Origin of the sequence: Streptomyces genisteinicus, from assembly GCF_014489615.1 — a bacterium.
In the GTDB taxonomy this organism is placed as follows: domain Bacteria; phylum Actinomycetota; class Actinomycetes; order Streptomycetales; family Streptomycetaceae; genus Streptomyces; species Streptomyces genisteinicus.
Window position 1 is genome coordinate 1,535,569 of record NZ_CP060825.1, and the last position, 14,691, is coordinate 1,550,259.

14 protein-coding genes are annotated in these 14,691 nt (G+C 73.5%); 9 read left to right on the plus strand and 5 right to left on the minus strand.

Translation table 11 applies throughout. The annotated features are described in order from the left end of the window. Positions 1 to 307: 307 nt before the first annotated feature. A complete protein-coding gene (locus IAG43_RS06830; protein WP_187739864.1) occupies positions 308 to 1,393 on the minus strand; it encodes an amidohydrolase family protein in 1,086 nt (361 codons plus the stop codon). Positions 1,394 to 1,492: 99 nt separating this feature from the next. On the opposite strand from IAG43_RS06830, the gene IAG43_RS06835 reads away from it, so the two are divergent. The 5 genes from IAG43_RS06835 (at position 1,493) to thpD (ending at position 6,210) form a co-directional block, all read left to right on the plus strand. Next, the gene (locus IAG43_RS06835) at positions 1,493 to 2,590 is read left to right on the plus strand and encodes an aminotransferase class V-fold PLP-dependent enzyme (RefSeq protein WP_187739865.1); all 1,098 of its coding nucleotides are present in this window, start codon (positions 1,493 to 1,495) and stop codon (positions 2,588 to 2,590) included. Positions 2,591 to 3,033: 443 nt separating this feature from the next. Beyond that, entirely contained in the window at positions 3,034 to 3,591 is a 558-nt protein-coding gene (gene ectA / locus IAG43_RS06840) for a diaminobutyrate acetyltransferase (protein WP_187739866.1), read from the plus strand. A 22-nt stretch (positions 3,592 to 3,613) separates the two neighbouring features. Continuing rightward, positions 3,614 to 4,882 carry a diaminobutyrate--2-oxoglutarate transaminase gene (gene ectB / locus IAG43_RS06845; RefSeq protein WP_187739867.1) on the plus strand — a complete coding sequence of 423 codons (1,269 nt, stop codon included), beginning with the start codon at positions 3,614 to 3,616 and terminating at the stop codon, positions 4,880 to 4,882. Positions 4,883 to 4,912: 30 nt separating this feature from the next. Next, positions 4,913 to 5,311: an ectoine synthase gene (locus IAG43_RS06850; RefSeq protein ID WP_187739868.1), complete on the plus strand. Its 399-nt coding sequence runs from the start codon at positions 4,913 to 4,915 to the stop codon at positions 5,309 to 5,311. A 2-nt stretch (positions 5,312 to 5,313) separates the two neighbouring features. Continuing rightward, a complete protein-coding gene (gene thpD, locus IAG43_RS06855; protein WP_187739869.1) occupies positions 5,314 to 6,210 on the plus strand; it encodes an ectoine hydroxylase in 897 nt (298 codons plus the stop codon). Positions 6,211 to 6,485: 275 nt separating this feature from the next. On the opposite strand, the gene IAG43_RS06860 is transcribed toward thpD, so the two are convergent. Then, positions 6,486 to 7,562, minus strand: coding sequence for an aminotransferase class V-fold PLP-dependent enzyme (locus IAG43_RS06860; RefSeq protein ID WP_187739870.1), 1,077 nt, complete (start codon positions 7,560 to 7,562; stop codon positions 6,486 to 6,488). Between the two features lie 75 nt (positions 7,563 to 7,637). Here IAG43_RS06860 and IAG43_RS06865 point away from each other — a divergent pair, with 75 nt between their 5' ends. Next, on the plus strand, positions 7,638 to 8,162 hold the full coding sequence (locus tag IAG43_RS06865) for a GNAT family N-acetyltransferase (RefSeq protein WP_187739871.1): 525 nt from the start codon (positions 7,638 to 7,640) through the stop codon (positions 8,160 to 8,162). 119 nt (positions 8,163 to 8,281) lie between these two features. Here the strand turns inward: IAG43_RS06865 and IAG43_RS06870 are convergent, their stop codons facing one another. From IAG43_RS06870 to IAG43_RS06880, 3 genes are all read right to left on the minus strand, one after another. After that, complete coding sequence (locus tag IAG43_RS06870; RefSeq protein WP_187739872.1) at positions 8,282 to 8,989, minus strand: DsbA family oxidoreductase; 708 nt, start codon at positions 8,987 to 8,989, stop codon at positions 8,282 to 8,284. 207 nt (positions 8,990 to 9,196) lie between these two features. Next, complete coding sequence (locus IAG43_RS06875) at positions 9,197 to 9,805, minus strand: DUF1349 domain-containing protein (RefSeq protein ID WP_187739873.1); 609 nt, start codon at positions 9,803 to 9,805, stop codon at positions 9,197 to 9,199. A gap of 6 nt (positions 9,806 to 9,811) precedes the next feature. Beyond that, complete coding sequence (locus IAG43_RS06880) at positions 9,812 to 11,341, minus strand: aldehyde dehydrogenase (NADP(+)) (RefSeq protein WP_187739874.1); 1,530 nt, start codon at positions 11,339 to 11,341, stop codon at positions 9,812 to 9,814. Between the two features lie 127 nt (positions 11,342 to 11,468). Here IAG43_RS06880 and IAG43_RS06885 point away from each other — a divergent pair, with 127 nt between their 5' ends. From IAG43_RS06885 to IAG43_RS06895, 3 genes are all read left to right on the plus strand, one after another. Then, positions 11,469 to 12,239, plus strand: a complete 771-nt coding sequence (locus tag IAG43_RS06885) for an IclR family transcriptional regulator (protein WP_187739875.1) — start codon at positions 11,469 to 11,471, stop codon at positions 12,237 to 12,239. A gap of 331 nt (positions 12,240 to 12,570) precedes the next feature. Further along, positions 12,571 to 14,022, plus strand: coding sequence for a peptidoglycan D,D-transpeptidase FtsI family protein (locus IAG43_RS06890; RefSeq protein WP_187739876.1), 1,452 nt, complete (start codon positions 12,571 to 12,573; stop codon positions 14,020 to 14,022). Positions 14,023 to 14,210: 188 nt separating this feature from the next. Continuing rightward, a complete protein-coding gene (locus tag IAG43_RS06895) occupies positions 14,211 to 14,624 on the plus strand; it encodes a hypothetical protein (RefSeq protein ID WP_187744321.1) in 414 nt (137 codons plus the stop codon). Positions 14,625 to 14,691: the final 67 nt, after the last annotated feature.

Sequence of the window (14,691 nt, forward strand, 5' to 3'; positions counted from 1 at the left end):
CCCGAATCTTTACGCACGGAGAGTGAACGCACAGACACCTGACGTGAGTTCACCCTAAAGTGGGGTTTCCGTGCTCGCATTCGATTCTCGCGGCACGTGCGTTCCCCCTGGTCCCCCCAGCCACCCGTACGGGGGTCGTGCGCCGTCGTCACCGCGACCGCGCACGAAAGGTGCTTCAACGACCGGTCAGGACCCGTGGTCACGGCCGGTCAACACCACGCCACCGCACCTCGGTCCCGCCCCGCCGCTCGCCCCGGGGGCGCCCCCATGGCCGCTCCCGGGCGGTGACACCTCCCGTCGCCCCGCATCACCCCACGACACGCCCCCGGAGCACGATCCGCCGCGGCGCCGCCAGGGCCCGGACGTCCGCCCGCGGGTCCTCGCCGTAGACGACGAGGTCCGCCGGGGCGCCCTCCTCCAGCCCCGGGCGCCCCAGCCACTCCCGCGCGCCCCAGGTGGTCGCGGAGAGCGCGCGGACGGCCGGGATCCCCGCCGTGACCAGTTCGGCGACCTCGTCGGCCACCAGGCCGTGCGCCAGGGACCCGCCCGCGTCGGTGCCGACGAAGACCGGCACCCCGGCGTCGTAGGCGTTGCGCACCGTCTCGTAGCGGCGTTCGTGCAGCCGGCGCATGTGGGCGGACCAGCGCGGGAACTTCTCCTCGCCGCCCGCGGCGAGGTGGGGGAAGGTGGCGATGTTGACCAGGGTGGGCACGATGGCGACGCCCCGCTCCGCGAAGAGCGGGATCGTGTCGTCCGTGAGTCCGGTGGCGTGCTCGATGCAGTCGATGCCGGCCTCCACCAGGTCGCGCAGCGAGTCCTCGGCGAAGCAGTGCGCGGTGACCCGCGCGCCGAGCCGGTGGGCCTCGGCGATGGCGTCGCGCACGGCGCCCGCGGGCCAGCACGCGGTCAGGTCCCCCGCCTCCCGGTCGATCCAGTCGCCGACGAGCTTGACCCAGCCGTCGCCGCGCAGGGCCTCCCTGCCGACGTACGCCACCAGGTCCTCGGGTTCGATCTCATGGGCGTAGTTGCGGATGTAGCGGCGGGTGCGGGCGATGTGCCGGCCGGCCCGGATGATCCGGGGCAGATCCTCCCGCTCGTCGATCCAGCGGGTGTCGGAGGGGGAGCCCGCGTCGCGGATGAGCAGGGTGCCCGCCTCCCGGTCCGTGAGCGCCTGCTTCTCCGCGGTGGCGGCGTCGACCGGACCGTGGCGGTCGAGCCCCACGTGGCAGTGCGCGTCGACCAGCCCGGGAAGCGCCCACCCCTCGACCGTGACCGCCTCGGCGCGGGGGCGGTCGTACGTGATCCGCCCGTCCACCACCCACAGTTCGTCGCGCGCCTCGTCGGGCCCGACGAGCACCCGCCCCTTCACGTGCAGCACCGTGTGATCGCTCATGTCAGGCACTGTACGAGGCCCTGGGTACGCTCGGTCGCGGTACCGGACACCCACCGGAACCACCGGACCGCCCGACGACCGAGAGAGCCGAGCAACGCCGTGACGCACCCCCTGCTGGACCTGGCCCCGCTGACCGCAGCCCGCTTCGCCGCCATCGAGCGCAGGGTGGCGGCGCTCCTGGACACCGGACAGGACGTGGTGATCATGCAGGGGGAGGCGCTGCTCCCGCTGGAGGGCTGTATCCGCGGCGGTGCGCGCCGCGGCTCCACGGCGCTCAACGTGGTCACCGGCCCGTACGGGCAGACCTTCGGCAACTGGCTGCGCGCCTGCGGGGCGCGGGTGGTGGACCTGGAGGTCCCGTTCCACAGCGCGGTCACCGCCGGCGCGGTCGCCGAGGCGCTGGCGGCGGCCCCGGAGATCGACTTCGTCTCCCTGGTGCACGCGGAGGCCGCCACCGGCAACACCAACCCGGTCGCGGAGATCGGCGAGGCGGTCCGGGCCCACGGCGCCCTGTTCATGCTCGACGCGGTCGCCTCGGTGGGCGCGGAGCCCCTGCTGCCGGACGCGTGGGGCGTCGACCTGTGCGTCATCGGCGCGCAGAAGGCGATGGGCGGCCCCGCGGGCGTCTCCGCGGTGTCGGTGAGCGCCCGCGCGTGGGAGCGGATGGCCGCGAACCCCGACGCGCCCCGCGGCTCGTACCTCTCGCTCCTGGACTGGAAGGAGCGCTGGATCGACAGCGGCCGCAAGGCGCTGCTGCACGCGCCGGCCCAGCTGGAGATGCTGGCGCTGGAGGCGTGCCTGGAGCGCATCGAGTCCGAGGGCCCGGCCGCCGTGATGGCCCGGCACGCGTCGGCGGCCGCGGCCACCAGGGCCGGGGCGGTCGCGCTCGGGGGCGGTCTGTCCCCGTACGTGCACGAGGCGCGGGACGCGGCGCCGGTGGCCACCACGCTGCGCGCCCCGGAGGGTGTGGACGCGCGTGACCTCGTGGCGGCCGCCCTGGCGGCCGATCCGGCGCTGCCGCTGATCGCGGGCGGCGGGGCGCTGGCCAAGGAGATGATCCGGGTGAACCACTACGGCGTGGACGCGACCCGCGGCGCCGTGCAGTCCAGCCTCGCGGCGCTGGGCGGCGCACTGGCGGCGCAGGGCCGCGAGGTGGACCTGGAGGGCGCTCTGCGGGCGGCCGGCGACGCCTGGTGACCCTCGGGCGCCGGGTCTTCCCGTGACGGGCCCCGGGGACGCCGATCGGCGTCCCCGGGGCGCGGAAAAGCCCCGCAGGCGGCGCGGAGAATCCCCTCCAGCGGCGCTCCGGAATCCACGAAGCGGAATTAACTCAGCGTCCGCCGCATAAACGCACAGCGAATTCGCGTGAACATCTCCCCGCATTCTGCTGCCCCCGATCATGGGGCCTAAACGCTTCAATCGCTATCGTTTCGAAGGCAATCTCGGGCAACCGCCCGAACGGCCGAAGGTGTGACAGACACCACACAAAAGTCGCTTCGCCCGGTTAAATCCCCACAAACACGGGGGTTCTCCGGGTGGCCCGCGCGAGGGCCCGCGCCCGCGCGATAACACGGATCGCGCCGTCGGCCAACCTCTGTGCGCGATGCACTTTTGAAATTTGCTCGGTAAATTCAATTCACATGACCGCCGCACAAGAAGACCTTGTACGAGCCCGAGACGAATTCCGCGGACCGGTGGAGTCCGCGGAGCCCCTGGCAATCGACACCCCACGAGTGGAGGACGGAGCCGCGATCTGGCGCATCGCCCGCGACTCCGAGGTCCTGGACCTCAACTCCTCGTACAGCTACCTGCTGTGGTGCCGTGACTTCGCCGCCACCTCCGTCGTGGCGCGCGGCCCGGGAGGTGAACCGATCGCCTTCGTCACCGGCTACGTACGGCCCGACCGCCCGGAGGCGCTCGTCGTCTGGCAGGTTGCCGTCGACAAGGCGCACCGCGGCCGGGGTCTGGCCGGAATCCTGCTCGACGCCCTGACCGCCAAGGTCGCCGGGGGCCGGGGGATCCGTGAGATCGAGACGACCGTCACGCCGGACAACACGGCGTCCGACCGGTTGTTCACCTCCTACGCACAGCGCCACGACGCTCCGCTGAGCCGCGAAGTCCTCTTCGACGGCGAGCTGTTCCCCGAGGGGACGCACCAGCCGGAAGTGCTGTACCGCATCGGTCCGATCGCCGCCTGACCCCCCACACCTGGAGACTTCTGTGACCATCACCCCGCCCGCCCTGAGTGTGTTCCAGACCCTCGAGTCCGAGGTCCGCAGCTACTGCCGCGGCTGGCCCGCCGTGTTCGACCGCGCGCAGGGCAGCTACCTCCACGACGAGGACGGCCACACGTACCTCGACTTCTTCGCCGGCGCCGGCTCGCTCAACTACGGCCACAACAACCCGGTCCTCAAACGCGCCCTGATCGACTACATCGAGCGCGACGGGATCACCCACGGCCTCGACATGGCGACCGTCGCCAAGCGCAACTTCCTGGAGACGTTCGAGAACGTCGTCCTGCGCCCCCGCGACCTGCCGTACAAGGTCATGTTCCCGGGGCCGACGGGCACCAACGCGGTCGAGGCCGCGCTGAAGCTGGCCCGCAAGGTGAAGGGGCGCGAGGCGATCGTCTCGTTCACCAACGCCTTCCACGGCATGTCGCTGGGCTCGCTCGCCGTCACCGGCAACGCCTTCAAGCGCGCCGGCGCCGGCATCCCGCTGGTGCACGGCACCCCGATGCCGTTCGACAACTACTTCGACGGCCAGGTCCCGGACTTCCTGTGGTTCGAGCGGCTGCTGGAGGACCAGGGCTCCGGCCTCAACAAGCCGGCCGCCGTGATCGTGGAGACGGTCCAGGGCGAGGGCGGCATCAACGTCGCCCGGCCCGAGTGGCTGCGCGCGCTCAAGGAGCTGTGCGAGCGCCAGGACATGCTGCTGATCGTGGACGACATCCAGATGGGCTGCGGCCGCACCGGCGCCTTCTTCTCCTTCGAGGAGGCGGGCATCACGCCGGACATCGTGACGCTGTCCAAGTCGATCAGCGGCTACGGACTGCCCATGTCGCTCTGCCTGTTCCGGCCCGAGCTGGACATCTGGGAGCCGGGCGAGCACAACGGCACCTTCCGCGGCAACAACCCGGCCTTCGTGACCGCCGCCGCCGCGCTCACCACGTACTGGGCCGATGGGCAGATGGAGAAGCAGACCCTCGCCCGCGGCGAGCAGGTCGAGCGGGCCCTGCTGTCCGTCGTCGAGGAGTGCGGCGGCGAGGGCGTCAGCTTCCGCGGCCGCGGCCTGGTGTGGGGCATGGAGTTCGAGGACAAGGCGCGCGCCGGCCGGGTCTGCGCCCGCGCCTTCGAACTGGGGCTGCTGCTGGAGACGTCCGGCCCCGAGAGCGAAGTGGTCAAGCTGCTCCCGGCGCTGACCGTCTCCGCCGACGAACTGGACGAGGGCCTGCGCATCCTGGCACGCGCCGTCCGAGAGACCGCCTGACCGCACACGACCGAGAGGTATCGAAACACCGTGATCGTCCGATCGTTCAAGGACATCGAGAACACCGACCGCCATGTGCGGTCCGCGTCCGGCACCTGGGAGAGCAAGCGCATCGTGCTCGCCAAGGAGAAGGTCGGCTTCTCCCTGCACGAGACCGTCCTGTACGCGGGCACGGAGACGTCGATGTGGTACGCGAACCACATCGAGGCCGTGCTCTGCGTCGAGGGCGAGGCCGAGCTCACCAACGACGAGACCGGCGAGACCCACTGGATCGAGCCCGGGACCATGTACCTGCTGGACGGGCACGAGAAGCACACGATGCGCCCGAAGACCGACTTCCGCTGTGTCTGCGTCTTCAATCCGCCCGTGACCGGACGGGAGGACCATGACGAGAACGGTGTGTACCCGCTGCTGACGGAGGAGGGCTGACCATGACCACCGCACCCGCACGTACCGATCTGTACCCCACCCGGGGTGCGACCGAGGTGACCACCCCGCGCCAGGACCCCGTGGTGTGGTCCGCGCCGGGGACCCCCGGGCCGATCGCCACGGCCGACCTGATGGGCTTCGAGCGCGACGGGTTCCTCACCGTCGACCAGCTCATCGGCGACGACGAGGTCGCGCTCTACCGCGCCGAGCTGGACCGGCTGGTCGCCGACCCTGCGGTGCGGGCCGACGAGCGCTCGATCGTCGAGCCGAAGTCCCAGGACGTGCGCTCGGTGTTCGAGGTGCACCGGCTGAGCGAGGTCTTCGCCGCGCTGGTACGGGACGAGCGGGTGGTGGGCAGGGCCCGGCAGATCCTCGGCTCCGACGTGTACGTGCACCAGTCGCGCATCAACGTGAAGCCGGGCTTCGGCGCCTCGGGCTTCTACTGGCACTCGGACTTCGAGACCTGGCACGCCGAGGACGGTCTGCCGAACATGCGGACGGTGTCCGTCTCGATCGCCCTGACCGAGAATCTGGACACCAACGGCGGTCTGATGATCATGCCGGGTTCGCACAGGACGTTCCTCGGGTGCGCCGGTGAGACGCCCCGGGACAACTACAAGAAGTCGCTCCAGATGCAGGACGCGGGCACGCCGTCGGACGAGGCGCTGACCGGCTTCGCCGACGCCCACGGCATCCGGCTGTTCACCGGCCGGGCGGGATCGGCGACCTGGTTCGACTGCAACGCGATGCACGGCTCGGGCGACAACATCACGCCGTACCCGCGCAGCAACGTGTTCATCGTGTTCAACAGCGTCGAGAACACCGCGGTGGACCCGTTCGCGGCACCCGTGCCGCGGCCCGGCTTCATCGGGGCCCGGGACTTCACGCCGGTGAAGTAGCCACAGGGACCACCCGCGGCGCGACGGCGCCCCGGGTGCACGAGAGCGGGGCCGGCCTCCTTCCCCTTCGGAGGCCGGCCCCGCTCGTGCGCGTGCGGCGGGGTGCTCGGGTGCGTGTGGCGAACCGCCCGGACCGGGGCCCGGCGCGCTCCCACCGGGCCGGGGCGGCAGGAACCCGTCCCGGCACACCGGCGGCGCCGGCCCCTCACACCCCTCACCCGCGGGCGACGCGACCCGGGGTCCGAGGGCGCGGCGCCGCGGCGGACCCGGCGGGCTCAGGGCGCCAGGCGGTCCAGCAGCCGGTCCACGTCCGCCGCCTCGTTGTACAGGTGGAACGCCGCCCGCAGCCGGCCCGCCCGGACCGAGACCACGATCCCGTCCTCCGCCAGCGCCGCCGCCGTGCCCTCGCCGAGTCCGGGGACCGCCACCACCGCCGAGGCGTCGGACACCGCCTCCCGTCCGAGAGCCGCCAGGCCGGCGCGGAACCGGCCGGCCAGTGCCAGGGCGTGCGCGTGCAGCGCGTCCACGCCGGCCTCCTCGACCAGCGCGAGCGACTGCCGTGCCGCGTGGTACGCGAGGAAGGCGGGCGGCTCGTCGTAGCGGCGGGCCGACCGGGCCAGTTCGCCGATCGGCCCGTACGCCGTCTCCCACAGCCGCTCGGCCGCGAAGGTGCCGGCGTGCACCGGCGCCAGCGTCTCCTGCGCACGCGCGGAGACGGTCAGGAACGACACCCCCCGCGGGCACAGCAGGAACTTGAACCCGCCGGTCACGGTGTAGTCCCACTCCCCCGCGCGCAGCGGCAGCCAGCCCGCCGACTGGCTGGCGTCGAGCAGGGTCGCCGCCCCGTACGCGTCCGCCGCCGCCCGCACCGCGGCCAGGTCGGCGACCCGGCCGTCCGAGGACTGCACCGACGACAGCGCCACCAGCGCGGTCCCCGGGCGCACCGCCTCCGCGAGCTTCTCCAGCGGCGCGTACCGCAGGCGGAGATCGCCGCGGACCGTGAACGGGGTGATCACGGAGGCGTACTCCCCCTCCGGGAAGAGGATCTCGGCGCCCGGCGGCATCGACGCGGCGATCAGCCCGACGTGCACCGACACGGACCCGCCGACGGCGACCCGGGACACGTCGACCCCGGCGATCCGGGCGAAGGAGGCGCGGACCGCCTCGACCTCGCCCCACTCCCCCGAGCCGCCCCGTCTGCCGTCGGCGAGCTCCTGCGCCAGCGCGCCCACGGCACGGACCGCCCTGCGCGGCAGCAGCCCGCACACGGAGGTGTTCAGATACGTCGACGCCGGCGCGAACTCGGCGGTGACCAGGGGACGCAGACCCGCCACGCTCTGTGTGCTCTCCATGCGACCACCCTCCGCCGCCGCGGGCCCGGGGTCAATCACGTCGCGCCGGGCGGTCCGCGTCCGTAGGGTGCGCCCATGGCCACTCCCGTGCTGATGCGCCTGCGCACCGACCACGCCGCCGCCGTGCTCGACTTCGAGCGGCGCAACCGCGCCTGGTTCGCCGCGTCGGTACCGGACCGCGGCGACGCGTACTTCGCCCACTTCGGCGAGCGGCACGCCGCGCTCCTCGCCGAACAGGCCGCGGGCGCCTGCCACTTCCACGTCCTCGTCGACGAGGGCCGCGTCGTCGGGCGCGTCAACCTCGTCGACGTGGCGGACGGCAGCGCGGATCTCGGCTACCGGATCGCCGAGGAGGCGGCCGGCCGCGGCCTCGCGACCGCCGCCGTGCGGGAGGTCTGCGCCCTGGCGGCGGGCGACTACGGGCTCACCGGACTGCGGGCCGCCGCGGCCGAGGACAACCCGGCCTCCCTGGCGGTCCTGGCCCGCACCGGCTTCGTCCGCACCGGCGTCACGACGCTCGCGGGGCGGCCGGGGGTCACCTTCGTCCGTGCCCTCGGCCGGGCCCCCGCGCGGTCCGCGCCCGCGGCCCGGACGACCTGACCCGCACCCCGCTCCACGGCGCCCGCGGCGCGGACCGCGCCCGTCCACTTCCCGGCCCTCCGGCGGCCGCGGGGATCCTGTTCGGGCCCCAGGGCACCCGGCCCCGGCGCCCGGGGGTGTCAGGCGGGGACCTCGCAGGTGCCGTCCGTGTCGCATACTCCGGCGTCCGCGGCGACGGCCGGCTCGGGGGCGTGGTCCTTCCACGCCTGTTCCAGGGCCTGGGTGAAGACCTCGGCGGGCTGGCCGCCGGAGAGACCGTAGCGGCGGTCCAGGACGAAGAACGGCACGCCGGTCGCGCCCAGGGCGGCCGCCTCGCTCTCGTCGGCGCGGACGTCGTCCGCGTACGCCGACGGGTCGGCCAGCACCGCGTCCACCTCGGCCTCGTCGAGCCCGGCCTCGACGCCGAGGCGGGCGAGCACACCGCTGTCGAAGACGGACCGCTCCTCGGCGAAGTTGGCCCGGTAGGCGAGGTCGAGCAGGGCGTCCTGGCGGCCGCGGGCCTTGGCCAGGTGCAGCAGCCGGTGGATGTCGAAGGTGTTGCCGTGGTCGCGGCCCTCGGTGCGGTAGCCGAGTCCTTCCGCACGGGCGTTGGAGGCCACGTGCTCCTCCATGGCCAGCGCCTCCTCACGGGTGCGGCCGTACTTCTGCGCCAGCATGTCGACCACCGGGGCGACCTCGCCGCGGGGCCGGTTCGGGTCCAGCTCGAAGGACCGGTGCACGACCTCGACCTGCTCGCGGTGGGCGAAGGCGGCGAGCCCCTTCTCGAAGCGGGCCTTGCCGATGTAGCACCAGGGGCAGGCGATGTCGGACCAGATCTCGACGCGCATCGTGTTCTCTTCACTCCGGGGTTGCGACGGTGGGCGGGCGGCGTGGCCGCCCCGGAAGCAACGCGGGAGGGGGCCGGGGCATTCCCCGGGGGCCGGACCGTGCAATCCGCGGGCCGGGAACCCGGGCCCCTGGACCCGGGCCCCGGGCGGACCCGGGCCCCCGACCGGACCGGCGCGAGGAGGCGTCCCGGCGCGCCGGCCGGTGTGTCAGGTGCCGTCGCGGAGGCCCTCCGGCCCTCCCTCGCGGTACTCGATCGCGCCGAAGGCGACCTCGCAGCCCTCGCCCACCGGCGACTGCGCCATGAAGCCGACCAGTGCCGACCGCGCGCTCTCCTCGTCGCCGAGGGCGAAGATGCGCACGAAGGTCCACCGTTCGCCGTCCGTCGAGGCGTGGAAGGCGAAGGCGCGGCCGGTGCGGCTGACCCGCAGCCAGACGCTCTCCCCGTCGACCGTGAACGAGTTGGCGTCGTCCGAGTGGCCCCGGGTGACGACGGTGCAGACGGTCGGCAGGTCCGGCGAGAGCTCCATGCAGAGCTTGGCCCACTCGCGTTCGCCGACGTGGACGTAGAGCACGCCCGCGTCGAACGCGGCGGCGAAGCGGACGTCGACGCGGGCGATGAGCTGGAAGTCGCCCTCGGGTGCGCCGAGGAGGCGCGGTGCGTCGCCGGCCGGCTCCAGCCCCTCGCCGGTGGGCGCGACGAAACGGTCCTGCCGGGGGCCGGCGGCGACGGTCAGCAGCCCGTCGTCGTACGACCAGCCGGCCTCCGGTCCGTAGGCGCGCAGGAGGAAGGGGAGTTCGGGGAGCTTGAGTTCCATGGCAGGTCAGTGTTCCAGTCGCCCGTCGACCCGCCGGGGAAGGCGGAGCGGGTTGTCGTCGTGCAGCTCGGGAGGGAGCAGGGCCTCGGGCGTGGTCTGGTAGGCGACCGGACGCAGCCAGCGCTCCACGGCGGTGCCCCCCACCGAGGTGGACGTGGAGGTGGTCGCCGGGTAGGGGCCGCCGTGGTGCTGGGCGGGGGCGACGGCGACACCGGTGGGCCAGCCGTTGACGAGGACACGCCCGGCGAGCGGGGTCAGCTCGGCGAGCAGGGCCGCGGCGGACCCGTCGCCCTCGGCCTCGGCGGCCGACAGCTGGACGGTGGCGGTGAGGTTGCCCGGCAGCCGGGAGAGCACCGAGGTGACCTCGTCGCGGTCTGCGTAGCGGACGACGACGGTGAGCGGGCCGAAGCACTCCTCCAGCAGCAGGTCGTGCGCCCCGGACTCGCCGAGCCGTGCGGCGTCGACGGTCAGGAAGCCCGGCCGGACGGTGTGCTCGTCGCCGGCCCCCGCCTCGACGGGGGTGGCGACCCCGGGCAGGGCGGCGCGCTCGGCGGCCCCGGCGACGAAGTTGTCGCGCATCCGGGAGTCGAGCAGGACGCCCGCCGGGGTGTCGGCGACCGTACCGGCGAGGCTCTTCACCAGCTGGTCGCCGCCGTCCCCCTCGGGGACCAGCACGAGTCCGGGCTTGACGCAGAACTGGCCGACGCCGAGGGTCATGGAGCCGGCGAGCCCGGCGCCGATGTCGGCGCCGCGCTCCGCGGCGGCGGCCTCGGTGACCACGACCGGGTTCAGCGAGCCGAGCTCGCCGTGGAAGGGGATGGGCACGGGGCGGGCGGCGGCGGCGTCGAAGAGGGCCCGGCCGCCGCGGACCGAGCCGGTGAAGCCGGCCGCCGCGACCAGCGGGTGGGACACCAGCCGGACACCCGCGTCGAAGCCGTGGACGAGGCCGACGACCGCCTCGTCGATGCCGTGGGCCGCGGCGGCCCTGCGGAGCCGGGCGGCGACGAGCTCGGAGGTGGCCGGGTGGTCGGGGTGGGCCTTGACCACGACCGGGCAGCCCGCGGCGAGGGCGCTGGCCGTGTCGCCGCCGGGGACCGAGAAGGCGAAGGGGAAGTTGGACGCGGAGTAGACGGCGACCACGCCGAGCGGCACCTTCCAGCGGCGCAGGTCCGGGACCGGCGGGGTGGCCGTGTCGTCGGGGTGGTCGATGACGACACCCAGGTAGGCGCCCTCCTCGACGATGTCCGCGAACGCACGCAGCTGGTAGCGGGTGCGGGCGAGTTCGCCGGTGAGCCGGGCCGTGCCGAGCGCCGTCTCCGCGTCCGCGGCGGCGACGAGCTCGTCCGCGTCCTCCTCCAGCAGGGTCGCCGCGGTGCGCAGGAACGCGGACCGCACGGCGCGGTCGGCGAGGACCCCGCGGGCGGCGTGCGCGGCCCGGACCACCGCGTCGACGTCCTCCGCTGTGGCCTCCACCGCAACGGCATCGCGCCGCTTCCCGGTGCGAGGGTCGACACTCCAGACTTGTGCTGCTGTCACCGCGGCATCCTTCCGGTTCTCTGCCATCCACCTGGGTTGTTCGGTATTCTGAACGCCGTCCCGGGTGGTGAATATGCTGGGACCTTATTTCCGGGCGTTCCGCGCGGTCAAGAAGGGGCGAAGAGTGATGTCAGCTGTCGATTCGGGTGGGTCGCAGGTCAAATCGGCCGTACGGACCGTGGAGTTGCTGGAGTACTTCGCGGGCCGTCCGGGGATGCACTCGCTCGCCGCCGTCCAGGAGGCCGTCGGGTACCCCAAGTCCAGCCTCTACATGCTGCTGCGCACGCTGGTCGAGCTCGGCTGGGTGGAGACGGACGCCACCGGCACGCGCTACGGCATCGGCGTGCGCGCGCTGCTCGTGGGCACGTCGTACATCGACGGCGACGAGGTCGTCGCCGCCGCGCGGCCGACGCTCGACCGGCTCTCCGACGACACCACGGAGACGATCCACCTCGCGCGGCTCGACGGCACCAACGTGGTGTACCTCGCGACCCGGCAGTCCCAGCACTACCTGCGCCCCTTCACCCGCGTCGGCCGCCGGCTGCCCGCCCACTCGACCTCGCTGGGCAAGGCCCTGCTGGCCACCCACACCGACGAGCAGGTGCGCAAGCTGCTCCCGGAGACCCTCGCGCCGCTGACCGAGCACACCATCACCGACCGCGAGCGGCTCATCGAGGAGCTCCAGCAGATCCGCGAGCAGGGGTACGCCGTGGACCGCGAGGAGAACACCCTGGGCCTGCGCTGCTTCGGCATCGCCATCCCGTACCGGACGCCCGCGCGTGACGCGATCAGCTGCTCGGTGCCGGTGGCCAGGCTCACCCCGGCGCACGAGCAGATGATCAAGGACGCGCTGTTCGACGCCCGGGACCGCCTCGCGCTCGCCACCCGGCGCCTCTGAGACCGGGGCCGCCACCGGTCCGCCGCGCCGCCTCCACCGCGGCCGCGGCCGCCCGTGAACGTCTCCCCGGGGCCGCTGCCGCCCCCGTCCTCCCCCTCCGTCCTCCGCCCGTCGCACCGTCCGTTCCACCGGTCCGTCTCCGCCGTGCGGCGGAGGCGGACCGCGGCCGTGCAGGACGCTCCGGCGCCTCGCGCCGCGGCACGGGGAGCGCGGACCGGCGTCCGAGGGCCGGAGAGCCGGACGCTCCGAGGGCCCAAGGGCCCGATGAGGAAATCCTGAGAAAAGCCGCAGGAAGGAACGTTCCAGCGGTACGTGTTCGTCGTTCCGGGGGATGAACAGGACGATCAGGCGTGCCGCCGTCTTCACCCTGCTCCTGGTGCTCGCCCTGCTGGTGCGGGCGACCTGGGTACAGGCGTACCAGGGGAAGGCGCTGGCCGAGAACGAGAACAACCACCGCCGAACCGTCGAGCGGTACGCGCAGCCGCTGGGCGACATCGTGGTGGCGGGCTCCGCCGTAACCGGTTCGGCACGGACCGAGCACGGGGATCTCGCGTACCAGCGCACCTACACCGACGGGGCCCTGTACGCACCGGTCACCGGCTACAGCTCCCAGGCGTACGGCGCGACCCTGCTGGAAGGGGTCCACTCCGGCGTGCTGGACGGCACCGACGACAGGCTGGGCGACCCGCTGGAGGCGCTGACCGGCGCGCAGCAGAAGCCGGGGGACGTGCTGACGACGATCGACCCCGCGGTCCAGAAGGCGGGCTACGAGGCGCTCGGCGACGCCAAGGGCGCCGCCGTCGCCCTCGACCCCGCGACCGGCGAGATCCTCGGTCTGGTGAGCACGCCGTCCTACGACCCCTCGACGATCAGCGGCACCGACGACGCGGACGCCTGGCAGAAGCTGCTCGACGATCCGGACCAGCCGCTGGTGAACCGCGCGCTGCGGCAGCCCCTGCCGCCCGGATCCACGTTCAAGCTCGTCGTGGCGGCGGCCGCGCTGGAGGAGGGCCTGTACGGCTCGGTGGACGAGCGGACGGACAGTCCCGACCCGTACCCGCTGCCCGGCTCGACGAAGGACCTGACCAACGAGAACCCTTCGGCGCCCTGCGAGGACGCCACCATCCGCACGGCGCTGCGGTACTCCTGCAACAACGTCTTCGGGAAGATGGCCGTCGACCTCGGACAGGACACGGTGCGGGAGACGGCCGAGCGGTTCGGCTTCGGCGACGACTCCCTGGACGTCCCGGTGCGTGCCCACCCCAGCGTCTATCCGGCCGGCATGGACGACGCGCAGACGGCGCTGAGCGGCATCGGCCAGTTCTCGGTGACCGCCACCCCGCTCCAGATGTCGATGGTGTCGGCGGCACTCGCCAACGACGGCGTGCTGGTCTCCCCGCACATGGTCTCCGAGGTGGTGGACTCCGACGGCGACACCCTGGAGTCGTACGAGGACCCCGGGGAGCGCCGGATCGTGTCCTCGTCCGTCGCCGAGCAGCTGCGCAGCGCGATGGTGACGGTCGTCGAGGACGGTACCGGGTCCAACGCGCGGATCGCCGGAGCCGAGGTCGGCGGGAAGACCGGTACGGCCCAGCACGGTGAGAACAACAGCCGGACGCCGTACGCCTGGTTCACCTCGTACGCCGAGGATCCCGGCAGCGGCAGGCAGGTCGCGGTGGCGGTGATCGTCGAGGACTCGGGGGCGGAGCGGTCCGAGGTGAGCGGCAACGGGCTGGCGGCGCCCGTCGCGCAGCGGATGATGGCGGCGGCGCTCGCGGACTGAGGCGGGCCGTCCGCCGGTGCGCGACGGCGGCTCCCCGCCCGCGCGCGACGGCGGACGGGGGTGCCGGCGCCTGGCAGAGGGGTGGGCACCGGCCGTGCGCAGGAGTATGCAGGGACCCGTCGATCCCGACTCCCCTTCCTCTGGAGGCCGTTGTGCGTCTGCTGCCCCGTTCCCCGTCCGGCTGGACCATGGCCGTCTTCGGCGTGCTCGCCGCTCTGCTCGGAGCGGTCGGCCTGCTGGCGCCCGACGCGCTGCTCGCGGTCATGGGGTTCGAGGCCGTGCCGCGGGGACGGCGCGCCGACGAAGACCACACGGCGGTGTTCGTCACCGCGTCCTCCATGGCCGCGGTCAACATGGGCGTCTACTACGTCCTGGCCGCGCTGTCCGACTGGAAGGCGTTCTTCCGCTGGACCGTCCCCTTCCGGCTGCTGACCTGCGCGGTCTTCACCCTCGCCGTGGTCTCGGGCCGCGCACCGGCGGGATTCCTCGGCGTGGGGCTGTGGGAGGGCGCGGGAGCGCTGGTGACCGCGGCCGCCCTGCGCCGGGAGGGCCGGGGGGCGCGGACGGCACCCGCCGGGGTCCTGCCGAGCCCTCCTGAGTGACCCGGCGGCGCAAGACCCGGAGGCGCCCGGCGCGAGGTTAGGGCGGTTGCCCGATCCGCGCGGGGGT